The following is a 24919-nucleotide window of genomic DNA, read 5'->3' as shown; positions in this document are numbered from 1 at the left end:
GGATTTGGGGTTCGCTAAATCTGCTCGTCTTCATCAAAATCTCCTCGATCATAAAGCCCGAGAAAATTCTACTTTTGAAGCCCGTTAATTTGCGGGGGGATTACCCCTTGAGAAATCCTGCCCAAGCAGATGTCGAGCGTTTGACGCCCGGTATTGAAGGTTGTGCCATGATTGATCGCGCTTTCGAGTAAGCGTGCGACTAGACGGGGTCAGGCGGCGATGCCGTCAAGACCGGTCGGTTTGACCGCCAATCCGATGGAACTGTCCTGAGAGGTTCGTGCTAGGCGTGAGCCGCCAAGAGAACTATATCAGGCCACGGTGGCGTGTGATGAGGAGAATACTGCCATGTCACGCCTCCATTGTTCTGGGAATATTGCGTTCTTATTAGTAAATTGTGGTTTCGATGGCAAGGTAGACGAGCGACCTAACGGCTGGTCAAGGCTTTCTATCGCCGAGGCCAGGGAATTTCGGCGAACTACCCCTGCAGTGGCAGCAAGGGCGGAGTTAATCACTGGTCGCGGCTCTTCAGTCGGTTGCAGGCCATGGCCGTGATCCGCCTCAGTCGAGCGAAGGTACCGCTGCGTTCTTCCGTTAGGCGCTTTTGTTTTGCCTATGCAAGTGGAAGCGCGAACTGTAGCTCTTCGGTTGGTCCTTCAATTGCCTCTTCCAGCGATGAAAGCGCCACGCCGAGCAACCGGATACCTTTCTGAGCCGGGAAAATCGGCCGCAGCAACACTGTGACGATGTCTTCGATGTCCGTCTCCGAACCGATAGGTCTGTCTGCTGTTTTCGCGCGGGTGATCTGGTTGAAGTCGGAATACTTCACCTTCAATGTCACTGTTTTTGCCCGGATGTCATGCGTCTCGCAGTACCGCCACACTTTCGCGATCAACGGACGCAACCCGTCCAGTGCAGGTTCGAACGAATGGATATCCTGGGCGAAGGTGTCCTCCGCACCGATTGATTTCCGGACCCTGTCGGGCTTGACCCGACGCTCGTCGATCCCGCGAGCGATCCCATAGAAATAGGGACCTGACTTTCCGAAGTGCTCGACAAGGAACTGCAAGTCCTTTTCCTTGAGATCGGATCCAGTTTGGATTCCGAGACGGTGCATCTTCTCGGCGGTGGCAGGCCCCACGCCGTGGAATTTCTTGACGGGGAGCGTTTCTACGAAGCGTGGCCCGACTTTTGGAGTGAGCACGGCTTGGCCGTTCGGCTTGTTGAGGTCACTTGCCATTTTGGCAAGGAACTTGTTGTAACTGATACCGGCTGACGCATTCAATCCGGTTGCAGCCTTGATCTTGGCGCGAATTTCAAGCGCGATCTCGGTAGCGATCTCAATGCCCTTCAAGTTTTCTGTCACGTCGAGATAGGCTTCGTCGAGCGAAAGTGGTTCGATCAGCGGCGTATATTCTGCGAAAATTTCTCTGATTTGGCCTGAAACGGACTTGTAGACGTCGAAGCGCGGTTTCACGAAGATGAGGTCCGGGCACTTTCGTTTGGCAGTCACCGATGGCATCGCGGAATGGACGCCGTAGGTTCGAGCCTCGTAGCTTGCTGCTGCAACGACGCCACGCGCTTCAGACCCGCCGACGGCCACTGGCTTGCCGCGCAGTTCCGGATTGTCGCGCTGTTCGACCGAAGCGTAGAAGGCATCCATGTCGACATGAATGATCTTGCGCACGCGATCTGGCATGTCGTTGTCAGTTGCTCCAGTCATCGATCGTCCCCATCAAGCAGCGGCATCCTCGACTGGCTGCTCGATCTTCAACAGGTCGTCCGGCAGCGGGTGCTCTCATGTTCCTTTTCTGTTCTTCTCATTTGCAAGAGTCAATCTGGACAAACACGAATCACTCGCCATGTAGCGATTCGCGACATGTCAATAAAGTTTTTCTTCATGGAAGATTTTCACGTTCGGGTTCCGATAGTGCCGCTCCACGTCGAGATTGATGGCAGGAACGCGTATCGCCAGGCACACCGTGCACTGGTGCATCGATCGAAGCGATGCAGTTGTATCTCGACGCCAGCTCGGCGGGGGCTGCGTTCGTAGATGCCGCCCATGGATCGGGCATGCATATACTCCCTGATGACGTGGAAGAGATCAGGAAGGCCAGCTGACAAAAAAACCCGCCATAGCGGGGTTCGGGAAGTCAATAAGCGGCACCGTCAGGTGACACAACGCAGGTTAACCGCGGCCATCCCAATGTTCAAGCCTTCTTTAGAGATTCCTGATGCAGTCTGGTAATGGTAAAAGCCCCACGTTCCAAGCCGCTCCTGGCAGACGACAAGCCGCTCCGCACCCGCGCCCGCAAGCCACGCGATCCAGCGCAGCCGCACCTTCCATTCGCTCCAATGCCAGATCGCGTCGGAATAGCTGGGGAAGCCGCAATTGTAATTCGAAGTTCTGACGACGTGGCCCGCTTAGAGCTTCGCGGTTTTTTCATGCGAGATATCCCGCCACTCCGTCCCAAAGCAGCTTCACAGCGGTAACGACCAGCAATCCGTAGCAGATGCGGTAGATCTGGCGCTGGTCCAGGACACCGTGCAGCCGCCAACCGAGCGACACCCCGCTGGGTATTGCGAACAGACAGATCGCCATCAGTTCCCAGAGTTCGGCGGTCGGTTTCACCAGAAGCAACCACGGAACCGCCTTCGTTGCGTTGCCGACGGTGAAGAACATGCTCGTCGTCCCCGCGTAGATCTCCTTGCTGAGGCCGAGGGGCAAGAGGTACATCGCAAGCGGCGGTCCGCCGGAATGCGCCACCATGGTCGTGATGCCTGAGGCAAGGCCAGCGGTGATGGCCTTCGGCGCAGAACGCGGACGCGTGATCACATCCGCGCCTCTCACAAACCATAGACCGACAAAGATCAGAGTGATCACTGCCATCATGATCGCGATCGCGCGGTGGTCGAGGGCGCGGAACAGCAGGTAGCCGGACCCGATGCCGAGCACGAGCCCCGGCAGGAGCAGCACCAGATCCGGTCTCGACCATGTCGAGCGCTTGAAGTAACGCAGGGCGTATAGATCCATCGCGATGAACAGGGGAGCGAGCAGGCCTCCCGCAGTCACCGGATCCATCACGCACGACAGCAACGGAATGCCGATGATGGAGAAGCCGCCGCCGAACGCGCCCTTCATGAAGCAGATGAGGAACACGCCTGCGAAGGCGACGAGGATAGTGGTAGCTGTCAGTTCCATGTGACCTGCCTTCGAAAAAGGGCGCCAAAGATCGTGTCGGATGTGCGGAGTTTTCACCGCAGCGAGTGGAAGGTCGCTCGCAGCTCGTCGGTGAAAAGCTTGGGCTGTTCCCAGGCGGCGAAATGCCCACCCTTCGGAAGCCGGTTGTAGTGGACGAGGTTCGGATAGGCCTTGCGGGTCCAGCTCTCCGGCGCGGTATAGATCTCGTCGGGGAATGCGCTGACGCCCATCGGCAGTTCGATGCCCTTCGGTTGGAAGAAGGCAAGCTTGCTTTCCCAATAGAGACGCGCCGAAGACACGGCCGTGTTGGTCAGCCAGTAGAGCGTGATGTTGTCGAGGATGTCGTCCCGCGTCAGTCCTTCGTTTGCGCCGTCGAAGACACGCGTGATGAGATCGCGGCTGCGGTCGTCGTGGTCGAGGATCCAGGCCGCCAGCCCGATCGGCGAGTCGGTCAGGGCATAGAGCGTCTGCGGGCGGTTCGCCATTTCCTGAGCATAGCCGAGCCCATGCTTATAGAAGAAGGAAAGCTGCTTCCAGGCATAGAGTTCATCCTGCGTAAGACCTGCGGGAACCGGTCCATCGGGCAGTGGCTCGGCGATCTCGTCTGGAATGGTGGCTGGCATGTTCGTGTGGACGCCGACCAGCCCGTCAGGTTTCAGGAGCGCCATCTGCTCGGTGACCGCGTTGCCCCAGTCTCCGCCCTGGGCGACATAACGCGTGTAGCCAAGCCGTCGCATCAGTTCGACCCACGCCCGCGCAATGCGCTGTGGATCCCACCCGGTGGCCGTCGGCTTGCCCGAAAAGCCGTAGCCGGGGAGGGACGGGATGACGACGTCGAATGCATCCTCGGCGCGGCCGCCATGTGCAGTAGGATCGGTGAGCGGACCGATGATTTTGAGCTGCTCGATTATTGATCCCGGCCAGCCGTGCGTGACGATTATGGGCAGTGCGTTATCGTGTTTCGACCGTACGCGGATGAAGTGGATGTCCAGCCCATCGATCTCGGTGACGAAGTTGGGCCAGAGATTGATTCCGGCCTCGGCCTTGCTCCAGTCGTGATGATGCTTCCAGTAGTCGGCGAGCTTCTTCATCGTCCCAGGTTCACGCCCTGCGATGCGTCTGAAACGGTTTCGCCTTCCGGCCATTTCGTCGCAACGATACGGGAGCGTAGGTCGGCGAGTGCCGCTTTTGACGCGTGGAAGGCGAAGGGTCGGATCTCCGGATCGGGCGGGGTGGCGGCGACCATTACCGCACTGGCGCTCGTTGCGAGCGGGGCGCTCATGGCGGCTGCTCCGGCCAACGTAGTGGCCAGGAATCCGCGACGGGTTATTTTGGCATGTGCAGTGTTGTTCATGATCCTTCTCCAATCGCGCAACGAACAGCGTCGACTGACCTGCCGCGCGCAAACAACGATGTTGAAGAGTGGCCTATCGGCCGGGCCTCGCTGATCGAGGCATCTGGTCTCGCGATCACACAGGCGTGTCGCGGTATTGAGCGCTCGCGCCCAATGGGCGGCCGAAACGCTAGTCTCGCCGAAGCGGCCTTTCGTTTGAGACTGTGATGAGCCCGAATGCCGCCGTCCGGATCTCCGAACGCGCGAGTCCGATGTCCCGCAGCTCGTCACCGTCGAGTTCCCGAAGCCGGGCAGCGCCGGCACGACGGCCCAGATGGCGCATGATCGCTTTCCAAGGTGCACGTAAGATCCCAGAGGATGACGCGGGGCTTTTCGAAACCTCGCGTCGGTTTGTTGTGATTGAGATGCTTCCCAACATTTGTCTTCTCCAATGCTTCTCCATGCCGACGCGATGGCGTTGGGCGGACTGTCGAGTTCTGGCGTGACGTATGGTTGAGAGGCCTTCGCCGTTTCTGGTACAATGCATTTGATGTGGGCAGAATGTTCCGATATAGGTGTCGGTGCAATCGAAACATTGAACTCGGAGCAATATATGTCGCGATCCGAATATCTGAGGCTTGCCGACACCGTTGCCGCCGAAATAGCCGGCGGCACATTTCGGCCCGGCGACCGCCTGCCTCCGCAGCGAGCGTTTGCCTACGAACGCAAGATTGCCGTGTCGACAGCGAGCCGCGTATACGCTGAACTCCTGCGCCGGGGCCTCGTCGTCGGTGAAGTCGGGAGGGGTACCTTCATCTCCGGCGAAGCGAGGCGAGGCGTTGCTGCCCCGGGTGAACCCCGTGGCATCCGCATCGATCTCGAATTCAACTATCCGATGCTTCCCGAACAGACTGGGCTTATAGCGAAATCCCTGGCAGGGCTGGAGCAAGCAGCCGCATTGGATGCAGCGTTGCGGCAGGCGACGAGCATTGGCACGCCATCGATCCGGAGTATCGCAGCCCTGCATCTCTCGAAGGGGACATGGGCCGCCGATGCCGACCAACTGGTTTTTACTGGCAACGGGCGGCAGAGCATCGGTGCCGCATTGGCTGCGGTCGTTCCGACTGGCGGTCGCTGCGGCGTGGAAGCTTTGACCTATCCGTTCATCAAGGGAATAGCCGCCCGGCTGGGGATCACGTTGGTGCCATTGGCGATGGACGGAGAAGGCGTGCGGCCGGACGCGGTGCAAAAGGCGCATCAGGAGGCTCATCTTTCCGCCATCTACGTTCAGCCCGCTGTCCAGAATCCGTTGGGTACGACAATGTCGCCCGCGCGCCGTGTCGATCTCGTGCGCGTCGTTGAAGAACTCGGTCTCCCTATAATCGAGGACAATGTCTACGCCTTCCTCGACGATGAGCCGCCCCTCGCTTCTATCGCTCCGGACACCTGTCTCGTCATTGATAGCCTGTCCAAGATGGTGGCGCCTGGACTGACTCTCGGCTTCATTGTACCGCCGCGCCATTTGCGGGAAAGTGTAATGGCCTCGGTGCGTTCGGGCGGTTGGACAGCATCCGGATTTGCCTTTGCTGCCGCCGAGCGGCTGATGGGCGACGGCACCGCCGCCGAGCTCGCAAGATTGAAACGTGTCGATGCACATGCGCGTCAGAAGCTGGCAAGAGAACGTCTCGCGGGATATGAGTTACAGTCTCATGCGGGATGCTATCATTTGTGGCTGACGCTCCCAGCGCACTGGCGATCTCAGAGCTTCGTCGCGGCTGCCGCCAGACGTGACGTCGCATTGACGCCTTCGACGACGTTCGCAGTCAACTCCGGCCACGCGCCAAACGCCGTCAGACTTGCGCTGGCGGCTCCAGCGATGGATCAGCTTGATGCCGGACTTGGCGTGCTGGCCTCTATGCTCGGTGTTGGGGAGGAAAATTTCGATTCAACTGAATGATGCTCCCGGTCTTCGCCCGGTGGATGAAGTAGGGGTGGCTCGCGCAGGGCGGGATCTTGAACTGCTCAATCGCTTTGCAGTCGCCGGCTTCGACGGCGGAGGCGAGTATGTCGCCAACGGCGGGACAATATGCTTCAACAGCGTGCTTGACGAAGGCGGCCCCGGGTTCGATCGTCTCCACCGTCTCGAGCGCGACAGCATCCAGATCGTCGGCCGTCAGAAGGACGTAGTATACGGATAGATGACGGCCGTCGTCCGCAAGCAGTCACTATGAACCCATCGTTCTCATAGCTTGGATCAGCGCGTGCTGGTCAATGCCAGAACCTCTTCGTATCGAGGATATCGTCGACCGCAGCCTGCGCTCTATCGATCAATGCAGCCTTGTCGGCGTGAGAGACGACCGAGTCCTTCGCGGGATGCTCGTCAAGGCCATGTTTGACCAACACATCCGGCCCCGTTGCAAGATCGTTTAATCCACCCAGGTTGTCCTGGAGCGCTTCCATTGCAACAAGTAACTTCTTATGTCGCCGCGAACCTCGCTTGTCATCGAAAAGCGAGACGAAGAATTCCGCAGCATACCTGAATTTCTTTGCATCCTTTCGCACTTCGTGGCGATGCTCGTCGTCCACCTTCGCCAGTGCCTGACCGTCTTTCTTCAACCGCTTGCGCTGCTTATCCAGCGCCCGCGCGGCGAAGTCCCGAGCGCTCGGACAACCACCCGACCCGGCTCCGTTGCCCGAAAGGTAGTCGCCACACTCCAGCCATTCCAGCAGGTCGAGCATCAAAGCTCGCGCCCTGGACGAGTTCAGTGCTTCGATGGCGTCCCGATAGACAGTGTCTCTGGCGGTCTTCAGCTTGGAAACCAGATCGGTGTCCGTCGCTTTCGTCAAAAGGACGTCGACGTTGCGGGCCTGGCCGAGCACCGCGGCGAGCCATCGAAGTTCTTCCTTCATCCTTTGAGGTCCATCGCCTGGGATCACCGACCTGAAAATTGAGATGGCCGATCGCAGCCGTCGTAGGGCAACCCGACACTGATGCAGCGCCTCCGGATTTCGCTTCTGTAAGAGCACGTCCTCGTTCAAGCGGAATTGCCGAACACAGGAAAGGGCAATGGCTTGGAATGCCGTGGCTGCGTTCAAGTCGTGGCCCAGATTAACGCGCTCGGCTTTGAAGACCGACTTCTGCGCCTCGATCAGCGAGAACCCTCGCTCGGCCTTGGAGCGGACACAGAACTTAAAGCCGGAGACACTGTCGATTTTCCTGGCAAAGACGAAAAGGTCGCTCGGGCTTCCATCCTTCAGCTCGACTTCTCCTTCGCGTATCGGGGAACGACGGTCCCCCGATATGGCTTCCCCCTGGTCGATGACAACTTCGATGCGCGAACCGTTCTCTTCGATGTCCCACTGCCGTCGTTCAGTTTCGATGTTGAAGACTGGCTCCAGCGCTAAGTCGCCCCCGAACTCGCCGAGGAGCGGACTTGTATGGTCGAGAACGGGCTCGTCTCCTCCAACGGGCGTCTCCCATTCTGAGCGCGCGAATAGCGATCTGCTCGGGCCGGTGGCTTTTACGGTCTGCGTGCGCGCCCCACCGACTGTGCGTATGCGAAGTGTGTAACCGTCCTGCCAGAGCTTGCGGTCGCGGGTGTCAAAATAAATCGATCGTTGGTGGAGAACCTTGCCGGGTTCGCCCAGAAGATCCGAACGAAGTACCCTGTCCAGGCTTTCGGGGGTAAGATCGATTTTGATTTCGGTTTCGGACGACAAGATGAACTCCTGTTGCTAGAAGAACGACGTCAACGCTGACCGGGCTGTCATAGTTCAGTGCTACAGCGATTTGATGAAGGATAGGAAAAAATCGAGGACGGCCGTGCTCGCGAGCGACGACCGATCATCATCGATGAATACCGCGGCGCGCGACATTCAACAGGCGGGCGCGATCTGCTACCGGCGCGACGGCAACGGAGAACTTGTCGTCCTCCTGATCGGAAGCCGAAGGACCGGCCGGTGGGGAGTTCCGAAGGGCCACTTCGATCCTGGCGAATCCAGCTCCGCCGCCGCCCGACGGGAGGCGTTCGAAGAGGCAGGAGTGATTGGAACGGTAGACACCGATGTCTTCGGTTCTTTCAGCTACCAGAAGGATAGCTCGACGCATCGCTACCATGTCACCGTCCATCTGCTTCGCGTTTACGAGATCGCGACTGAGTTTCCGGAGAAGACGATCCGGAAGCAGAAGTGGTTTCCCTTGAAAGTGGCCATCCGGGACGCCGCACAGCCCGGCCTACGAGTCCTGCTTTCCCAACTTGAGGCCGCGCCCCTTTGAGGTTTGGCATATCCAAAACACTGGCCAGAGCCCTCAGGGAACAGAGGAAGGTCGTCAAGCTTGTAGAAGCTGCGCTAAGACCGCCTCGTCGCACCCGATCTCGCAAGAACAGCAGGTCAGACGCTTTTAAAGGGCAGCTTCAACCGGCCGCGGAACAGTCCGCGCCGTTCTATAGGCTCAAACACCTGTTCCGGACCTTCGGGGTCAAGAATTTCGTTGTCGGCCAGCCATTTGGCTAGGTCGGCTAAATCTGGCGTCTCATAGGGAACCAAGGTTCGGCGAGCGAAAAAAACCGCCTCAGAGCCCTTCTGTTGGCGCAGTGCCTCTACAGCGCCGATGTGCGAACCTTTTCGCTCAGTGGCTTCGAGAACCTCTTCTACACGGACACCCAGGTGTTCGGCGAGCAGGTCGTTTCTGAGGTCTCGGAGCTTCATTCTCAATGCCTCCGAGGCGCGCGCTTCAAAGGCTACATCGCATTCGTTGTCGAAACGCATGGAGCGATTGTTGAAGTTCGATGAGCCGACCCGCATCAGTTCGTCATCGACGATCATCAGCTTGGAGTGGACGTAGATCGGTCCGCCTTTTGCCGTCACCGGGTGATACATCCGGAAGCGATCGTACCGGTCGTGTCGCCGCATGGACTCCCTGAGGCGCGCACGAGCGGTGTCCATCGCGATCGCTCCAAGCCAGTTGTCGGACTTGACCGGATTGACGATCACGAATTCAGGACCATCCGGTTCGGCGAGCCGCTTCGCGATAGCCTGCGCCACGGCGCGGGAGGCGAAGTACTGGCTCTCTGCGTAGACGATCTTCTTCGCTGACATGATCATGTCGACATAGAGGCGCTCAATCTCGGTAACTCCCTCGCGATCACCGAGGGCAGGGCTGGTTCGCGAGATCGCGAGATCGACTTTGCCTAATGCGATCGCTCCGTCGACACGCGGAAACTCCGTATGCGTCTGGGCGGATTCGAGTTTCTCGCCGCCCGCAAGGTGCCATCGTTCCCGGCACAGATCGCCGAGCGCACGCGCCGCCGGGCCGATGCAATAGCTCGAGGCGTCATGCCACGGACCGTATGGGGTGCCGTCGGGACGCTTGCGTTTCGGGTCGTCGTCGAGGTGGCCGCGCGTGTCCCAACGATCTGTCGTCACGTCGATCCCGCCGCAGAACGCGAGGCTGTCGTCGATGACGAGTATTTTCTGGTGGTGGGAGCTACCGACCGGATGTTTTCCGTCGAGTTTTGCGGCGATTTGGCGGTTCCATTTCCATCGGAGCAGATACGGAACATTCGCGACCTTCGCCCAGCTCGCGAGAAACCCCGGGTTCCACAGGAGCAGCCGGATTTCGAGGTCGGGATTGCGTTTGGCGAGCCACAGGAGGAAATCGCCCACTTCCCTTGGTCCGTCGTCTTGGACGTCCGGATGCCCCAGCGTGACTCGTGCATTGAAATCCCAGCCGACGAGAAATATCGAGCGCTTGGCTGCCTTCATCGCCGACCGCGCGGCGGCGAAGTAAATGTCCGCGTCGATCAGGATCGCAAACTCGTCGGCACGCTCCACCCGCCAACAATTATCCAGCGGTTTCAAAAGCGGCTTTGACGTCATTCATTCCTCCTGGCATCGTCAACCTGTACATCAGGCTTTCGCTCCGGGCTACTCTGGGATGGGGCCAATTCGCGGATCGCGGACGCTCCCACCGGGTTCATATTCACTGTTCCTGCGCGAATGAACGGATGCTGGTGAAGCGATGCTCTCCAGTCAAGCTCATCTCCGAAGGGGGGGCGGGTTATCGACTTCGATGCCAGTAATTTCTGATATTAAGCAGGGGTCTACTCAAACTTGAAGGCTTCATCCGTTTTCGAGAGGCGAGCCCTGCGTCCCGCGGGCAAATCCGGCTACAGAAATTTCGCGTATCGGCGTCGCGACCTTCGGGCTTCTCGTTTTGCAGGGTGCCTTCAACCGCCGCGGGCTCGGATAAATTCCTCAGGGGACCCGCGCGCAGATCTTCCAGGTCGTTACGCTGCTGCCTCTACTAAAGCGTGTCGCACGTAACCAGATTGGCGGTGAGCGAGCGAGATGCTTCCGGCTCTTGCGTCGGCGATAAACGTTGCAGGGAAAGAAAACGATCGTTCATTCGAAAGCCAAATGAAAGATAGAGCTCCGTACTGTCACGAAAAGCAAATTGGCGATCGTATAGCTGCCAGCCGCCGCCGTGGAACATCTGCGCAAGCCGACCGTTGCTCCATTCAGTCTGAAAGGTTGCCTGATGCCAAATGAACAAGCCGACCATGGTGAAGAGCTTCGCGACATTGTCGATCAAAAGCTGATCGCGCTCATCGGGGAAATGGAAGATGCTGATTGGAGCGTCGAAGAAGTCGCTTTGGCGATCAACGATGTCCTTAAGGACAGGTGGCTCGATCAGATCTTGGCGCTTAAAAGCGCACGCGATGCGCTCCCGAAAGGCTTCGTGTCGGACGGCAACGAAGGCTAGCTGGCCGTTGCCGCTGCCGTGAAAAGGAAACGCTCTATGGCTGTTACATTCCAGGTCTGCCCTCAGGTGCTGGTCTCCGACTGGAATGGCATGAGCGAGTTGGGCGCCCGCCCCACGTACGAGGTAAAGGCTTCGGAAACGTCCTTCTAGGAGCGGTTCTTGAGACCCAGCTCGGGGGGCGGATCAGTCGAGAGTGGCGGGATGACGGCTTGTGGCTTTCGGTCGAGCTCCCGTCGCTGGACCGGGTAGGAGGTAACCTTAGATCTCGACCGTGAACGAGCGCCCGTGTGCCGTATGGTTTAATACTGCTGCGTGTCATCAACCCGAGACTCAGATCAAACATTTGACGACGTTGATGAAAGTTGCTGCATGATGGCCAGACATGTATCGGAAGAGCAAACGCCCCTTGGGATGTCGGTTGAGATCGAGCCGATGGAGGCTAAGTCTGCCGATACTCTGCCGGCTGGCGAGGGCTGGCAATACGAGCCCAAGTGGGACGGTTTCCGGTGTATCGTTTTTAAGAATGGCGGCAACGTTGATCTTCGAGCGAAGTCCGGCAAGCCGCTGGGTCGCTATTTCCCGGAAGTAGTCGACTTTATCGCCGCACTTCCGGTCGCCCGCTTTGTCGTCGACGGCGAATTGGTCGTGGAAATCGAGGGGACGCTGTCGTTCGACGCGCTGCAGGCGCGACTTCATCCAGCTGAAAGCAGGGTTCGAAAGCTGTCAGGCGAAACTCCGGCGCGGCTTGTGGCATTCGATATGCTCATGGATACAGATGGCGTGCCGATCCTCGATCAGCCTCTGGCCGATCGCCGGGCTCGGCTGGAAGACTTCGCCAAAATTATTGATGCTGATCTCCGTCAGCTGGTGGTGTCCCCATTTACGCGTGACCATCAGAAGGCTGAAGCATGGCTGTCAGGTTCCGGCAACGACACCGATGGCGTTGTCTGCAAACGGCTGGATCAACCGTACCGTCCTGGCGAACGGGTGATGACGAAGGTCAAGCGACTGCGGACGGCCGACTGCGTCGTGGGCGGTTTTCGCTACGGGAGCGATAGCGAGCTGGTGGGATCGCTTCTTCTTGGGCTTTACAACGATAAGGGCAAGCTTGACCATGTGGGTTATACATCGGCCATTCCCGTGTCGGAGAAGCCGGACCTGACCAAAAGACTGGAGGCTTTGCGCGGGGAGCCCGGATTTACAGGCAAGGCACCCGGTGGACCAAGTCGATGGAGCAACGAGCGTTCTTCCGACTGGCAGCCGCTGAGACCCGAGCTTGTCGTCGAGGTACGATTTGACCATGTGACCGGACAGCGTTTCCGGCATGGAACTAAATTTTTGCGTTGGCGGCCGGACAAAAGGCCGACCCAGTGTGACTTCCGACAGATTGACCACTGAGCGAGGCGCCCGTCAGCGAGCGTGTTCTCGGCTCCAATGCATTTGTTGAAGCGCGGCAGGACGAAAATTAGAACCCTGTTGAGAGAGCTGCTGCACGAATCCAAGAGCGGACGGTGTTCGCCCAACATTGAACGGATCCATGGGCCGGTTGGTCGCCTTCTACGCAACGATGGCGATCCCGGTGTCAGGCTAAGACACACGTCCCGTATGCGTCAATAGCTCTCGGGCGTCAGGCTGATGAAATCCCAGAAGTTGTCACGGGCCGTCTGTGCTTGCACCTGGAATGCACTCTATGGTAGTGTCGCCAACTCTAACGCCCGCATCGAGGAAAACGTCGGCGGTAGCCGAGTGGTGCAGGCCTTTGAGGAATTCGCCCATCCTCATCCTAGCGATGCGACCTCGGTGCTCGGGACGCAAACCGAACGGGCGATTCAGCAGTCGCTCGCCGAGCTTTGCAAGGACCGTAGGACGCGTTGGCGATGGTGAGAAGCCGGTGGGCGATGACGAGAGTCGCCGATCGCATCCTCACCATCGACGACGGCTGCTTAGTCGAAAGCTAGGAGCGCCGCCAGCGCTTGCGTGTCGCCCGTCTCAATACAGCACTCCACAATCCCAACGCGAAATGCTCAGCCTGGGGTCGGGTTGCCTACCTGCTCCGAGAGGGCGAGAAGATCGCTGGGTGCCATCCACTACAAAGTTTCGGCAGGAGTTTGAGCGCGCTCGGTGTGCTGCCCGCAATTCACGTCACCCGATTCGACCCGCACGAACGCCAGAAATAGGAGTATTATCCTAAAATCCATCGATTTCGAAGTTTCGGAAACTCTTATTGCCACTTTTCGGAAAGTGAACCCCGGTTTTGGAAAATCAAGGTGTCCTCTACAACAGGCATCGTGGCCTTGACGTCTCCAAATCTTTGAGAAATGCTAGGATGTCAGACCAATTTAAAGGTCCGGCTGCCTAGAAGAATTTGGGGAACCATGAAGGCACCAGTCAGCGACAAGCCGGTCATTCGGCCGCTTCCGGCAATGGACCGGGCACGTCAGGTTACGGACGCGCTTGCCGATTACGTCGAGCGTGCTCGGCTGAAAGCCGGCGACCGCCTGCCGGCCGAACGGGAGCTGATGGCTGCCCTGGTTGTCGGGCGCTCCACGATCCGCGAGGCGATCCGGCATTTCCAGGCGTTGGGCGTTACCGAGACGCGCAAAGGCAGCGGGACCTATCTTCTCAAGCCTGTTTCCAAGGCAACGATCCATATGCCCCTGTCGCTCGACACCGCGCATCTGCGAGATGCCTTGCTTCAGACGCTGGAGGTTCGCCGTGGCATCGAATGCGAGGCCTGCATGGTTGCGGCATCGAAGAGAACGGAAGAGGACCTGGTTCTCATTGAGCAAAACCTGAACGAGATGGAGCGCGTCCATATCGAGAAGGGGACGTCGGGACCGGAGGATCTTGCCTTCCACCTCGCCATCTATGACGCGACGCACAATCCGCTCTTCCGCCAACTTCTCGAGCAAATGCGCGAGACGTTCTGGCAATTCTGGGAACACCCGTTCGAGCGACAGGATTTCGCCCGGCGCTCCTTTCCGTTCCACCGAACCCTCTTCGACGCGATCGCTGCCCGGAATCCGGAGGCCGCGCGGGAAGAGACACTGAAAATCCTCGCAGTCGTCGAGGAAGACATCAAGGAAATGTCCACATGAGCAACGGTGCAGACCCGTTCGAACTTGCCTCCCTTATTACAGCCCATGACGAAGGACACTTCGCCGAAGCCGTCGTGCCGCCGATTTTCCAGACCTCGCTTTTCACGTTCTCCGATTACGACGACATGATCGCCTCCTATCGCGGCGAGAAGGTCCGGCCAATCTACACGCGTGGTCTCAACCCGACCGTGCGGATGTTCGAGGAAATGCTGGCGAAGCTCGAAGGTGCCGAAGATGCGCTTGGTTTTGCAAGCGGAATGGCAGCAATTTCCTCGACGGTTTTGAGCTTCGTCGAACCAGGCGATCGCATCGTGGCGGTCAAGCACGTCTACCCGGACGCCTTCCGCCTGTTCGGCACGATCCTGAAGCGGATGAAGGTGGAAGTCACCTACGTCGATGGCCGTGACGAAGAGGCTGTTGCCAAGGCGCTGCCGGGTGCGAAGGTCTTCTACATGGAAAGCCCGACGAGCTGGGTGATGGAAGCACATGATGTCGGCGCGCTGGCAGCACTTGCCAAGCAGCACGGCGTCGTCAGCATGATCGACAACAGCTGGGCAAGTCCGTTCTTCCAGCGGCCGCTGACATTGGGTGTTGACCTCGTCATCCACTCGGCGTCCAAGTATCTGGGCGGCCACAGCGATGTCGTTGCGGGCGTCGTCGCCGGTTCCAAGGAGACGATCGCGCGCATCAAGGCCGAGGCCTATCCCTATCTCGGCGGCAAGCTTTCGCCGTTCGACGCGTGGCTCCTGATTCGCGGCATGCGCACCCTGCCGATCCGCATGAAGGCGCACGAGACGGCGGCACTCACGATTGCCAGGCGCCTGCAGGAGCTGGACGTCGTGGAAACCGTCTGTCACCCCGGCCTTGCTAACCGGCTGCCCGCCGGCCTCAACGGCACGTCCGGTCTGTTCTCGTTCATATTCCGCGAGGGCGTCGACATTCGCGCCTTCGCCGATCACCTCAAGCTCTTCAAACTGGGTGTGAGCTGGGGTGGGCATGAAAGCCTGATCGTACCAGGCGAGGTCGTGCTTCAACAAAAGGCACAACCGAATTCCGCGCATACCTTCGGAATCCATGCGCGGTCAGTACGCCTCCATGTCGGTCTCGAAGGGACCGAGGCGCTGTGGAGGGATATCGAAGAGGCGCTTGCCGTCGCTTCGTGACGTTTAAAACCTGAAGAAAAACCTGAAAGGGGGAAATGACCATGAAAAGACTGATAACCGCAACCCTGCTTGCCACGATGATGGCCGGAACGGCACTCGCCGATACCACGCTGAAACTCGTCGAGGTCATCACCAGTCCCGAGCGTACCGAGACGCTGAAGTCGATCGTCGGCAAGTTCGAGGCTGCAAATCCCGGCACCAAGGTCGACATCATCTCGCTTCCCTGGAACGAAGCGTTCCAGAAGTTTGCGACAATGGTGTCGGCCGGCGATACGCCTGACGTCATGGAAATGCCGGACACCTGGCTTTCGCTCTATGCCAACAACGGCATGCTCGAGAGCCTCGAGCCTTACCTTGCGAAGTGGGAATATACCAAGGGTCTGACGCCACGCGCGCTGGAGCTCGGCCGCGACGTCAAGAACACCGCCTACATGCTGCCCTACGGCTTTTATCTGCGCGCACTGTTCTACAACAAGAACCTCTTCAAGGAAGCAGGCGTCTCTGCGCCGCCGAAGACGATGGACGAGTTTGTCGCTGCCTCCGAGAAGGTCTCCAAGCTTCCGGGCAAATCGGGTTACTGCCTGCGCGGCGGACCGGGCGGCCTGAACGGATGGGTGATGTTCGGCGCGACCATGGCCGGCTCCAACAAGTTCTTCAATGACGACGGCACCTCCACCATGAACAGCGAAGGCTGGGCAAAGGGTCTGGAATGGGTCGTCGATCTCTACAAGAAGGGACTGGCACCGAAGGACAGCGTCAACTGGGGCTTCAACGAGACCGTTGCGGGCTTCTACTCTGGCACTTGCGCGATGCTTGACCAGGATCCGGATGCCTTGATCGCGGTTGCCCAGCGCATGAAGCCGGAGGACTTCGGCGTCACCAAGATGCCGGTTGGCCCGAGCGGCAAGGGCTTCACGACGATTGGTTTTGCCGGCTGGTCGATGTTCACTACCAGCCAGAACAAGGACCTGTCCTGGAAGCTGATCGAGACGCTTGAATCGCCGGAAGGCAATATCGAGTGGAACAAGCGCACCGGCGCTCTTCCGGTGCACACCTCGGCAGCAACCGATCCCTTCTACGCGAGCGATCAGTTCAAGGGTTGGTTCGATGAACTGGCCGATCCGAACATCGTTCCGACTGTGATGCCGACCTACCTCGAGGAATTCGCCTTCTTCAAGGATTCGCTGGCGATCAAGACGACGCAGCAGGCGCTCCTCGGCGACATCACGCCGAAAGAACTGGCCGACCAGTGGGCGGACTATCTGACCAAGGCTCAGCAGAAGCACCTCGCCAAGAAGTAAGCAGCGATCTCGCGGCGGCGGAGCGATCCGCCGCCTGCATTCTCCTTCATGCCGGCAGTGCGCCGCCGCCCTGCAAAACCGGAATTTTGACCGATGACTATGACCGCCGATACGCTCGACAGCCGCCGTGACCGAAGGTCCTGGCTGAAGCGCGTCGCCGACGCTTCGGAACCTTATCTCTACAGCGCACCATCGTTGATCCTCATCATTGCGGTGATGCTCGTACCGCTGGCGATCGGCGTGTCCTATGCGTTCCGCGATATCCAGTTGCTCAATCCGTTTTCGGGTGGTTTCATCGGGCTCGAGCATTTTCGCGCGCTGTCCCAGGATGCGGCCTTTTACGGCGCATTGAGGAACACGCTCTGGTGGACCGGGGCATCCGTCGTCCTGCAGTTCGTATTTGGTCTGATCCTGGCACTCCTGCTCGACAAACCGTTCTGGGGCAGGGGCGTTGTGCAGGCGCTGGTGTTCCTGCCATGGGCGGTGCCCTCCTTTCTGGCCGGCCTCAACTGGGCGTGGCTCTTCAATCCCGTGATCGGGCCGATCCCGCATTGGCTCTATGCACTTGGCCTCATCAACGAGCCCGCCAACATCCTGTCGGATCCGTACTATGCAATGTGGGGCCCGATCATTGCCAACGTATGGTGGGGCATTCCGTTCTTTGCCATAACGCTTCTCGCTGCACTGCAGGCGATCCCCCGTGACCTCTACGAAGCGGCGTCGATCGACGGTGCTACGTGGTTCCAGCGTTTCCGGTCGATTACGCTTCCCTTCCTCGCACCGACGATCGCCATCACAGTCCTCCTGCGTACCGTGTGGGTTTCCAACTTTGCAGACCTCATCGTCGTCATGACTGGGGGAGGACCCGCTGATCGTACCCAGATCGTCGCCAGCTATATCTTCACTCAGGCATTCAAGCGGCTCGACTTCGGTTACGCCTCTGCGATAGCGCTGGTGCTGCTCGCCCTGCTGCTAGTCTACTCGATGCTGATCATCCTGCTGCGGCAGACATTGCTGAACAAGGATTGAGGCCATGAGACGATCCATCCTTCCGACCATCGCGCACCGTCTGGCGATCCTCTGCTACATAGCCTTTGCGCTGTTTCCGCTTTTCTGGCTGTTGAAGGTTTCGGTGACGCCGAACGACCTTCTCTATTCCGAAGGCGTTCGCATGTGGCCGTCGCGGACGACCTGGGAACACTACACCTTCGTCATCCAGCACAGTGCCTTTCCGACGTTCTTCAAGAACAGCCTGATCGTATCGGGATCGACGGCCATCGTGGTCACGATCTGCGCCTCGCTGTCCGGTTACGCGTTGTCACGCTTCAATTTCCGGGCGAAATACTGGATCGTGGCGCTGATGCTTCTGACCCAGATGTTTCCGTTGGTGATGCTCGTCGCGCCGATCTTCAAGATCCTCTCGCCGTTGCATCTCACCAACAGCCTGACTGGCCTCGTCGTCGTCTACACAGCCTTCAACGTGCCCTTTGCGACCTTCCTGATGCAGTCGTTCTTCGACGGTATTCCGAAGGATCTCGAAGAGGCGGCGATGATCGACGGGGCGACGCAGTTCACGGCGTTCCGGCAGATCATCCTGCCGCTGACGCTGCCCGGCATTGCGGCAACGCTCGGCTTCGTCTTCACGGCCGCGTGGAGCGAGTTGCTTTTCGCGCTGATGCTGATCAACGGCAACGATGCTGCGACCTTCCCGGTCGGGCTTCTCACCTTCGTATCCAAATTCTCGGTGGATTTCGGGCAGATGATGGCCGCGGGCGTTCTCGCGCTCATTCCGGCCGGTCTCTTCTTCCTGCTCATCCAGCGTTATCTCGTCCAGGGCCTGACGGCCGGCGCGGTCAAGGGTTAATCACATGGCATCGATCGATATCCAGAACGTCAAAAAGGCCTACGGTCACGTGCAGGTACTGCATGACGTCGACCTGCGCATCAAGGACGGCGAATTTGTGGTTCTCGTCGGCCCTTCGGGCTGCGGCAAGTCCACGTTGCTGCGCATGATCGCAGGCCTGGAGGACGTGACCGGCGGCGAGATCCGCATTGCCGGAAACCGCGTCAACGAGTTGCATCCGAAGGATCGCGATATAGCCATGGTGTTCCAGTCCTATGCGCTCTACCCGCATATGAACGTCGCCGGCAACATGAGCTACAGCCTGAAACTCAGGAAAACGGCGAAGGAAAAGATCGCAAGTGCGGTCGGCGCCGCTGCCTCCAAGCTCGGTCTAGACCCTTTGCTCGAACGCCGGCCGAAGGCCCTTTCGGGCGGACAGCGCCAGCGCGTGGCGATGGGCCGCGCCATCGTTCGGCAGCCGAAAGCTTTCCTCTTCGACGAGCCGCTGTCGAACCTCGACGCGCGCCTGCGCGAGCAGATGCGAGCCGAGATCAAGAAATTGCATGCCGAACTCAAGGCGACCTCGGTCTACGTCACGCACGACCAGATCGAAGCGATGACGTTGGCCGACAGGATCGTTGCGATGCATGGCGGTGTCGTCCAGCAGGTCGGAAGCCCACTTGAGCTTTACGATCGCCCCGCCAATCTCTTCGTTGCAGGTTTTATCGGCTCGCCGGGCATGAACTTTCTCGAGGCCACTTACGACAGAGGCAGTGCGCGCCTCAAGGACGGGACAATCATCGCTCTTCCTCAGCCCTTTGCCCTCTCCGACGGTGACCAGGTCACGATCGGGATCAGACCGGAACATGTCATCATGACATCCGACGGTAGTGGCATGACTGCCGCTGTCGAACTGATCGAGCCAACGGGCTTCGGCATTATCCTGCACTTGTCGCTCCACGGCCTGCCGTTCAAGATTTTCACGCAGAACCGCGATGCCCTGGCTGCCGGACCGCAGGTCAATGTCGCCTTTCCGGCCCAGCATCTGCATGTCTTCGACGGGAAGGGGAACCGGGCCAGCTGATTTCGATTTCGCGGTGACGGAGCGAGTGAAACCGTCAGTCGGTTCGCCGGACTGGCGGGTTCAACGTCGACCGCTATTGGCGCCCCATCTTGGACAATGCGACCCGCAAGGGCTCATCTGACACGTGAATCAGCCCGGCGTAGGGATGAGCCATGTCGTTGACGATGAAAATCGCCCCCCCGACCGATACCGCGCAGACGAGGATGATCGAGATGACGGTCGGATTGTGGGGCGACAGCAGCCCGAAGGTCAGGAAGATCACAGTCAGCCAGAAGGTCAGGACGACAAGGAAGGCGGTGGGCAGGCCTTCACTGCTGCTTTCGAGCACCAGCCAATGACCCTCGGCAATCGCGCTGCTCACTTCCAGTGCCCGGGTCTTCAGGAGCCTGTGAACTTCGTCCTGCGGGACCATTGCCCGCAGCAGCTTCTGGACAGGTTCTACGCCCAGCTCATCTTGCAGCGCGCCTTTCGGGCTCTCTCCAATGTCGCCGCCCCACGCTGTGCCGTTAATCCGCGTCTTGACGAGTGAGGCAAGTTGTTCGCGCGCTTCGCCCATTTCCGGGCCGTACTGCGCCAGGACCCGATCAAGGAGGACGAGGCGTGCGGCTGATGTCTTGAGTTCCGTTTCGGCGTCGTCGAATGTCGTCTTGGCGGACGCAACCAGAAACCCGATCGCAAGCGCCGACAGCGTACCCACGACCGCCGTCGCCAGCTTGATCGCGTCCTTCGATTCCGTCGAAAGATGATGATGCGGTAAACGCTTGCTGATCCATGCACCAAGCATGGTGGCTGCGGATAGAAGCAGCGCGATAATGCATCCGGTTACCAACGCCGTCATCTGACACCCCCGCACGGAGATATGCATCGGCGGCTGCGACGGCGGCATGCGTCTAAACGTACCATGCGGGCCCAATCCTCAGGTTTCGAAAATGAGCAGGAAATATGCGACGAACAGGACAAGATGCACTGCACCTTGCATGAGGTGCGTGCGACCGCTGGCAAAGGTGATGACACTGAGGGCAAGCGTCAATATCAGCATGACAGGATTGCTGTGATCCAATCCCAGCACGATCGGATTGCCGCTGATATGGCTGATCATCAGCATTGCCGGAACGGTCAATCCGATGGTCGAGAGAACGGAGCCCAGGAAGATGTTGACCGAGCGCTGCAGGTGGTTTGCCACCGAAGCGCGTACTGCGCTGATGGCTTCGGGCGTCGCAACGAGCACCGCCATGACGACACCGCCGAGCGCTACGGGCGCGTGCAGCGTTTCGATGAAATAGTCGATCGGCGGTGCCAGCTGCTCGACAAGGAAGACGACCAGCGCCATGTAGGCGACAAGCAGCACGACGGGGAGCCACAAGGGTCCTTCATGCATCGCGGCATGTGCCAGAGGTGGGCCTTCCTCGCCATCGTCAATGAAGAAGCCACGATGACGGCCGGTCTGCAAGGCGAGGAACACGCTGTAGAGCCCGACGGAGATAAACGCCAGGACCGTCTGCTGGATCGTGGAATAGCCGGGCCCAGTGGTTCCGTGGGTAAAATTCGGCATGATCATGCTGAGGACAGCCAAAGGCACGATGACCCCGAGATAAGCGTTGGCGCCCTGCAGGTTGTGTCGCTGCTCTTGCCGTTTCCAGGCGCCTACCAGGAGCGAGAGGCCGACCATTCCGTTCAGAATGATCATGACCACGGCAAACAGCGTGTCGCGAACAAGCGTGGGATTGTTTTCGCCATGCGACATGACGGCGGAAATGGCCATGACCTCGATGGAAGTAATCGCCAGGGTCAGGATAAGAGTCCCGTACGGTTCGCCCAGCCGCACCGCAAGGTGGTCGGCGTGGCGAACCACCGATAGTGCCGAACCGAGGACAACAGAGAAAAGCACCAGGAAGATTGCCGTCAGCCAGAAGGGGTTCTCGAGCAGCCTGAAAATGTCCTCGTTGTAGCCGAGGAACACGATGCTCGTGAGCAAGCTGACGGCAAGAAACCATTCGCGACGCGCCAATCCCGCAGCGCCTGTGTTTCGTGACATACCTTCCCCCGCAGTCACCTTGCCGCCCTTTCGCAGTCTCTTGGCGGATAGGACCGCCAAAGGAGGCCCGGCCACCCTTCAGGTTGCCGTGTCGCGTGCTACGAAAGCACGTCACGCGCCTCCACTCAACTCCCTGTCACCGGGGGTTGTAGATACACCTGAGCCGTCGTTCAGGCTACGGGAAATATCTGTGGTTCACCTACTTACTTTGAGCCGTCGAGGTGGCACGAGACAGACCATCCTGTCCCGCGCCGCAACGCGTTCAAACGAGTTTTCCGCACGCCTCGCGGATGCGACGGAGTGCCTCCACGAGATCGGTCTCGGCGCAGGCATAGGAAATCCGGAAAAACGGTGATAGCCCGAACGCCGAGCCCGGCACGACGGCGACGTGCGCCTCGTCCAGGAGGTAGGCACAGAAATCGCTGTCGGTCTCAATCTTGCGTCCGTCCGGTGTCAAGCGACCGAGAACGCCGCCGCATCCCGAAAACGTGTAGAAGGCGCCCTCGGGAACGCGGCAGTCAAGACCGTCGATGGCGTTCAGCCCGGAGACGACAAGATCGCGCCGGCGCCGGAAGCTCTCCGTTCGGACGGCAAGGAAATCCTGGGGGCCATTGAGGGCAGCTTCAGCCGCAGCCTGGCTGATCGAGGAGGGGCAGGACGTGGATTGGCTCTGTACGACCGCCATCGCCTTGATGAGCGCCTTCGGACCGCCGGCATAGCCAATGCGCCAACCCGTCATGGCATAAGCCTTCGAGACACCGTTGACGGTGAGTGTCCGCTCGCCAAGCCTTGGCTCGAGTTGCACCGGGGTCACGAACCGGAAGCCGTCATAGACAATGTGTTCGTACATGTCGTCGACCATCAGCCACACATGCGGGTGTCTGAGCAGTACGTCGAGGATCGGCCTGTAGTTGTCGGCGTTGTATGCTGCCCCGGACGGATTGGACGGCGAATTCAGCATCAGCCAACGCGTCCTCGGCGTGATTGCCGCCTCAAGCTGTTCTGCCTGCAGGCGAAACCCGTTGGCGGCGTCGCAGGCAACCAGCACGGGCTTTCCACCACAGATCGCGACGATGTCGGAATAGGAGGTCCAGTAAGGTGTCGGGATGATTACCTCGTCATCCCGGTCGACTGTTGCCATCATGGCGTTGAAGAGAATCTGCTTGGCGCCGGTGGCGACCGTGATCTCGTCAATGTCGTAGGAAAGCTGGTTCTCCCGGGCAAACTTGGCGCGGATCGCCTCTTTCAGCGCCGGCGTTCCGTCCAGCGCGGTGTACCTCGTATCACCACGTTGCATTGCTCCCCAGGCGGCCTGCTTGACATGGTCGGGCGTTTCGAAATCAGGCTCGCCGGCGCCCAGAACGATGACAGGCTTGCCATCGCGCTTCATGGCCGCAGCGCGCGCGCCGATCTGGAGGATTTCAGAGACCCCGATCGTGGATATCCTGGAGGCGGGCCTGAAGCCCGCCTCGTCGACCCGTGTGTTGATGGTCATGGTCGATCCTATTCGATCTCGAAGGACACGCCCTGCGCAAGCGGCAGCGCCCTGGAATAGTTGATGGTGTTGGTAGAGCGGCGCATATAGCCTTTCCAGGCATCAGAGCCGGATTCGCGGCCGCCGCCGGTTTCCTTTTCACCGCCAAAGGCGCCGCCGATTTCGGCGCCAGAGGTGCCGATATTCACATTGGCAATACCGCAATCGGAGCCGTCAGCAGCGAGAAAGCGCTCGGCTTCGCGCAGATCGAGCGTGAAGATCGACGAGGAAAGGCCCGCACCGACGGCGTTGTGATCGCTCAAGACCTGATCGAAATCGCTGTATTTCATGACATACAGGATCGGCGCGAAGGTCTCGTCGAACACGGGACCTACCTGTGCCGGCATCTCAACCAGGGCAGGCTTGGCATAGTACGCGTTGCCATGGGCAACATCGATGCGCTCGCCGCCAACGACCGCACCGCCATGGAGGCGAGCCTCGCCGAGTGCCTTCTGCATGGCGTCGAATGCGAGCTTGTCGATCAGCGGACCAACTAGAGCGGTGCTTTCGAGCGGATTGCCGACCGACACATTAGCGTAGGCCTTTTTCAGACGCGGTACGAGTTGGTCGTAGATGCTCTCGTGCACGAAGAGGCGACGAAGGGTCGTGCAGCGCTGGCCGGCGGTTCCCATGGCGCCGAAGGCGATGGCACGCAGTGCCATGTCGAGATCGGCAGAAGGGCAGACGATGCCGGCATTGTTGCCGCCGAGTTCCAGAATGGCGCGGGCAAACCGGCTGGCAAGGCGAGGTCCGACGTCCCTGCCCATGCGTGTGGACCCGGTGGCGGAGACGACGGGAACCTTCGCGTGATCGACAATCGCCTCGCCGACAGCGCGATCGCCGATCAGCACCTGGCTGATGCCTTCTGGCGCGTCACCGAAGCGCGCGATCGCGCGATCGAGAATGGCCTGGCAGGCCAGCGCGGTCAGCGGCGTCTTCTCGGACGGCTTCCATACGACGGCATTGCCGCAGACAAGCGCAAGCGCCGCATTCCACGCCCAGACGGCGACAGGGAAGTTGAAGGCGGAGATGATGCCGACGACGCCGAGAGGATGCCAGGTTTCCATCATCCGGTGCCCGGGGCGCTCGGTTGCGATGGTCAAGCCGTAGAGCTGGCGCGAGAGGCCAACGGCAAAGTCGCAGATGTCGATCATTTCCTGGACTTCGCCAAGACCTTCGGACGGGATTTTCCCGGCTTCGATCGATACGAGGCGACCAAGTTCCGCCTTGAAGGCGCGCAATTCCTCACCCAGCAGGCGCACGAGTTCGCCGCGCTTGGGCGCAGGCACAAGACGCCAACTCTGGAAGGCACGATCTGCCAGCTCGATCTTAGCGACGGCCGCTTGCTGATTATCGCTCGCCAGGCTGGCAAGCTGTTCGCCGGTCACCGGGCTATAGGACGCCATGTCGCCACCGGTATAGAGTTTTCTGTCGACGCCCATTTTTTCGAGGAGCGCTGCAGCTTCCTGCACAACGTTGATCGTTCTTGTCGCTATGGTCATGTCACGACCCTTTTCCTGTTCTGTTGAAACTTCAGCCAACCACCACGCCTGCACTGGAACA

At 59.4% G+C, this 24919-nt stretch carries 20 protein-coding genes and 3 pseudogenes; 13 read left to right on the top strand and 10 right to left on the bottom strand.

Annotated elements, in window-relative coordinates:
* A pseudogene (locus ASC97_RS34905) lies at positions 1–191 on the top strand (hypothetical protein); the annotation flags it as partial.
* 419 nt (positions 192–610) lie between these two features.
* Here the strand turns inward: ASC97_RS34905 and dinB are convergent.
* Positions 611–1720: a DNA polymerase IV gene (dinB, locus tag ASC97_RS19900; protein WP_057470085.1), complete on the bottom strand. Its 1110-nt coding sequence runs from the start codon at positions 1718–1720 to the stop codon at positions 611–613.
* Between the two features lie 524 nt (positions 1721–2244).
* On the opposite strand from dinB, the pseudogene ASC97_RS35465 reads away from it, so the two are divergent.
* Positions 2245–2367, top strand: a pseudogene (locus ASC97_RS35465) (non-homologous end-joining DNA ligase); the annotation flags it as partial.
* Between the two features lie 73 nt (positions 2368–2440).
* Here ASC97_RS35465 and ASC97_RS19895 read toward each other — a convergent pair.
* From ASC97_RS19895 to ASC97_RS35460, 3 genes and pseudogenes are all read right to left on the bottom strand, one after another.
* Positions 2441–3199, bottom strand: coding sequence for a sulfite exporter TauE/SafE family protein (locus ASC97_RS19895; RefSeq protein ID WP_057470084.1), 759 nt, complete (start codon positions 3197–3199; stop codon positions 2441–2443).
* 53 nt (positions 3200–3252) lie between these two features.
* Positions 3253–4553, bottom strand: a pseudogene (locus ASC97_RS19890) (epoxide hydrolase family protein).
* Between the two features lie 169 nt (positions 4554–4722).
* Positions 4723–4875 (bottom strand): DUF1127 domain-containing protein, encoded by a 153-nt coding sequence (locus tag ASC97_RS35460; RefSeq protein WP_244481535.1) that lies wholly within the window; start codon positions 4873–4875, stop codon positions 4723–4725.
* A 270-nt stretch (positions 4876–5145) separates the two neighbouring features.
* Here ASC97_RS35460 and ASC97_RS19885 point away from each other — a divergent pair, with 270 nt between their 5' ends.
* Positions 5146–6489, top strand: a complete 1344-nt coding sequence (locus ASC97_RS19885) for an aminotransferase-like domain-containing protein (protein WP_057470083.1) — start codon at positions 5146–5148, stop codon at positions 6487–6489.
* Positions 6490–6523: 34 nt separating this feature from the next.
* Positions 6524–6730: a hypothetical protein gene (locus tag ASC97_RS19880; protein ID WP_057470082.1), complete on the top strand. Its 207-nt coding sequence runs from the start codon at positions 6524–6526 to the stop codon at positions 6728–6730.
* Positions 6731–6800: 70 nt separating this feature from the next.
* Here ASC97_RS19880 and ASC97_RS19875 read toward each other — a convergent pair whose 3' ends face one another.
* Positions 6801–8252 carry a CYTH and CHAD domain-containing protein gene (locus ASC97_RS19875; RefSeq protein WP_057470081.1) on the bottom strand — a complete coding sequence of 484 codons (1452 nt, stop codon included), beginning with the start codon at positions 8250–8252 and terminating at the stop codon, positions 6801–6803.
* Between the two features lie 133 nt (positions 8253–8385).
* On the opposite strand from ASC97_RS19875, the gene ASC97_RS19870 reads away from it, so the two are divergent.
* Positions 8386–8808 carry an NUDIX hydrolase gene (locus ASC97_RS19870; protein WP_057470091.1) on the top strand — a complete coding sequence of 141 codons (423 nt, stop codon included), beginning with the start codon at positions 8386–8388 and terminating at the stop codon, positions 8806–8808.
* Positions 8809–8924: 116 nt separating this feature from the next.
* On the opposite strand, the gene ASC97_RS19865 is transcribed toward ASC97_RS19870, so the two are convergent.
* Positions 8925–10412 carry a phospholipase D-like domain-containing protein gene (locus ASC97_RS19865; RefSeq protein WP_057470080.1) on the bottom strand — a complete coding sequence of 496 codons (1488 nt, stop codon included), beginning with the start codon at positions 10410–10412 and terminating at the stop codon, positions 8925–8927.
* Positions 10413–11019: 607 nt separating this feature from the next.
* On the opposite strand from ASC97_RS19865, the gene ASC97_RS19855 reads away from it, so the two are divergent.
* The 8 genes from ASC97_RS19855 (at position 11020) to ASC97_RS19820 (ending at position 19787) form a co-directional block, all read left to right on the top strand.
* Positions 11020–11298: a hypothetical protein gene (locus tag ASC97_RS19855; protein WP_244481534.1), complete on the top strand. Its 279-nt coding sequence runs from the start codon at positions 11020–11022 to the stop codon at positions 11296–11298.
* A gap of 372 nt (positions 11299–11670) precedes the next feature.
* A complete protein-coding gene (locus ASC97_RS19850) occupies positions 11671–12696 on the top strand; it encodes an ATP-dependent DNA ligase (RefSeq protein ID WP_057470090.1) in 1026 nt (341 codons plus the stop codon).
* 977 nt (positions 12697–13673) lie between these two features.
* Positions 13674–14396, top strand: a complete 723-nt coding sequence (locus ASC97_RS19845) for a FadR/GntR family transcriptional regulator (RefSeq protein WP_057470077.1) — start codon at positions 13674–13676, stop codon at positions 14394–14396.
* Positions 14393–15559, top strand: a complete 1167-nt coding sequence (locus tag ASC97_RS19840; protein WP_057470076.1) for a PLP-dependent transferase — start codon at positions 14393–14395, stop codon at positions 15557–15559. The genes ASC97_RS19845 and ASC97_RS19840 overlap by 4 nt, the downstream gene beginning before the upstream one ends.
* Before the next feature lie 41 nt (positions 15560–15600).
* The gene (locus ASC97_RS19835) at positions 15601–16860 is read left to right on the top strand and encodes an ABC transporter substrate-binding protein (protein ID WP_057470075.1); all 1260 of its coding nucleotides are present in this window, start codon (positions 15601–15603) and stop codon (positions 16858–16860) included.
* 93 nt (positions 16861–16953) lie between these two features.
* A complete protein-coding gene (locus ASC97_RS19830) occupies positions 16954–17889 on the top strand; it encodes a carbohydrate ABC transporter permease (protein ID WP_057470074.1) in 936 nt (311 codons plus the stop codon).
* A 4-nt stretch (positions 17890–17893) separates the two neighbouring features.
* Positions 17894–18724, top strand: a complete 831-nt coding sequence (locus tag ASC97_RS19825) for a carbohydrate ABC transporter permease (RefSeq protein WP_037067586.1) — start codon at positions 17894–17896, stop codon at positions 18722–18724.
* A gap of 4 nt (positions 18725–18728) precedes the next feature.
* Positions 18729–19787: an ABC transporter ATP-binding protein gene (locus tag ASC97_RS19820; protein ID WP_057470073.1), complete on the top strand. Its 1059-nt coding sequence runs from the start codon at positions 18729–18731 to the stop codon at positions 19785–19787.
* 73 nt (positions 19788–19860) lie between these two features.
* On the opposite strand, the gene ASC97_RS19815 is transcribed toward ASC97_RS19820, so the two are convergent.
* The 4 genes from ASC97_RS19815 to amaB form a co-directional block, all read right to left on the bottom strand.
* Positions 19861–20625, bottom strand: a complete 765-nt coding sequence (locus ASC97_RS19815) for a bestrophin-like domain (protein WP_057470089.1) — start codon at positions 20623–20625, stop codon at positions 19861–19863.
* A 78-nt stretch (positions 20626–20703) separates the two neighbouring features.
* Positions 20704–21822 carry a calcium:proton antiporter gene (locus ASC97_RS19810; RefSeq protein ID WP_057470072.1) on the bottom strand — a complete coding sequence of 373 codons (1119 nt, stop codon included), beginning with the start codon at positions 21820–21822 and terminating at the stop codon, positions 20704–20706.
* A gap of 262 nt (positions 21823–22084) precedes the next feature.
* Positions 22085–23317 carry a pyridoxal phosphate-dependent aminotransferase gene (locus tag ASC97_RS19805; protein ID WP_057470071.1) on the bottom strand — a complete coding sequence of 411 codons (1233 nt, stop codon included), beginning with the start codon at positions 23315–23317 and terminating at the stop codon, positions 22085–22087.
* An 8-nt stretch (positions 23318–23325) separates the two neighbouring features.
* Positions 23326–24858, bottom strand: coding sequence for an L-piperidine-6-carboxylate dehydrogenase (gene amaB, locus ASC97_RS19800; protein ID WP_057470070.1), 1533 nt, complete (start codon positions 24856–24858; stop codon positions 23326–23328).
* Positions 24859–24919: the final 61 nt, after the last annotated feature.

This window comes from Rhizobium sp. Root1203 (assembly GCF_001424945.1).
Classification (GTDB): domain Bacteria; phylum Pseudomonadota; class Alphaproteobacteria; order Rhizobiales; family Rhizobiaceae; genus Rhizobium.
This window is presented reverse-complemented; position numbering and strand designations above follow the sequence as displayed.

What these genes read in the sequence shown, in the direction of transcription:
- ASC97_RS19820 (WP_057470073.1), top strand. Translation starts at nt 18,729, where the DNA reads ATGGCATCGATCGATATCCAGAACGTCAAAAAGGCCTACGGTCACGTG.
- ASC97_RS19885 (WP_057470083.1), top strand. Translation starts at nt 5,146, where the DNA reads ATGTCGCGATCCGAATATCTGAGGCTTGCCGACACCGTTGCCGCCGAA.
- ASC97_RS19830 (WP_057470074.1), top strand. Translation starts at nt 16,954, where the DNA reads ATGACTATGACCGCCGATACGCTCGACAGCCGCCGTGACCGAAGGTCC.
- amaB (WP_057470070.1), bottom strand. Translation starts at nt 24,858, where the DNA reads ATGACCATAGCGACAAGAACGATCAACGTTGTGCAGGAAGCTGCAGCG.
- ASC97_RS19895 (WP_057470084.1), bottom strand. Translation starts at nt 3,199, where the DNA reads ATGGAACTGACAGCTACCACTATCCTCGTCGCCTTCGCAGGCGTGTTC.
- ASC97_RS19865 (WP_057470080.1), bottom strand. Translation starts at nt 10,412, where the DNA reads ATGACGTCAAAGCCGCTTTTGAAACCGCTGGATAATTGTTGGCGGGTG.
- ASC97_RS19835 (WP_057470075.1), top strand. Translation starts at nt 15,601, where the DNA reads ATGAAAAGACTGATAACCGCAACCCTGCTTGCCACGATGATGGCCGGA.
- ASC97_RS19845 (WP_057470077.1), top strand. Translation starts at nt 13,674, where the DNA reads ATGAAGGCACCAGTCAGCGACAAGCCGGTCATTCGGCCGCTTCCGGCA.
- ASC97_RS19840 (WP_057470076.1), top strand. Translation starts at nt 14,393, where the DNA reads ATGAGCAACGGTGCAGACCCGTTCGAACTTGCCTCCCTTATTACAGCC.
- ASC97_RS19805 (WP_057470071.1), bottom strand. Translation starts at nt 23,317, where the DNA reads ATGACCATCAACACACGGGTCGACGAGGCGGGCTTCAGGCCCGCCTCC.
- ASC97_RS19850 (WP_057470090.1), top strand. Translation starts at nt 11,671, where the DNA reads ATGGCCAGACATGTATCGGAAGAGCAAACGCCCCTTGGGATGTCGGTT.
- dinB (WP_057470085.1), bottom strand. Translation starts at nt 1,720, where the DNA reads ATGACTGGAGCAACTGACAACGACATGCCAGATCGCGTGCGCAAGATC.
- ASC97_RS19870 (WP_057470091.1), top strand. Translation starts at nt 8,386, where the DNA reads ATGAATACCGCGGCGCGCGACATTCAACAGGCGGGCGCGATCTGCTAC.
- ASC97_RS19810 (WP_057470072.1), bottom strand. Translation starts at nt 21,822, where the DNA reads ATGTCACGAAACACAGGCGCTGCGGGATTGGCGCGTCGCGAATGGTTT.
- ASC97_RS35460 (WP_244481535.1), bottom strand. Translation starts at nt 4,875, where the DNA reads ATGCGCCATCTGGGCCGTCGTGCCGGCGCTGCCCGGCTTCGGGAACTC.
- ASC97_RS19825 (WP_037067586.1), top strand. Translation starts at nt 17,894, where the DNA reads ATGAGACGATCCATCCTTCCGACCATCGCGCACCGTCTGGCGATCCTC.
- ASC97_RS19815 (WP_057470089.1), bottom strand. Translation starts at nt 20,625, where the DNA reads ATGACGGCGTTGGTAACCGGATGCATTATCGCGCTGCTTCTATCCGCA.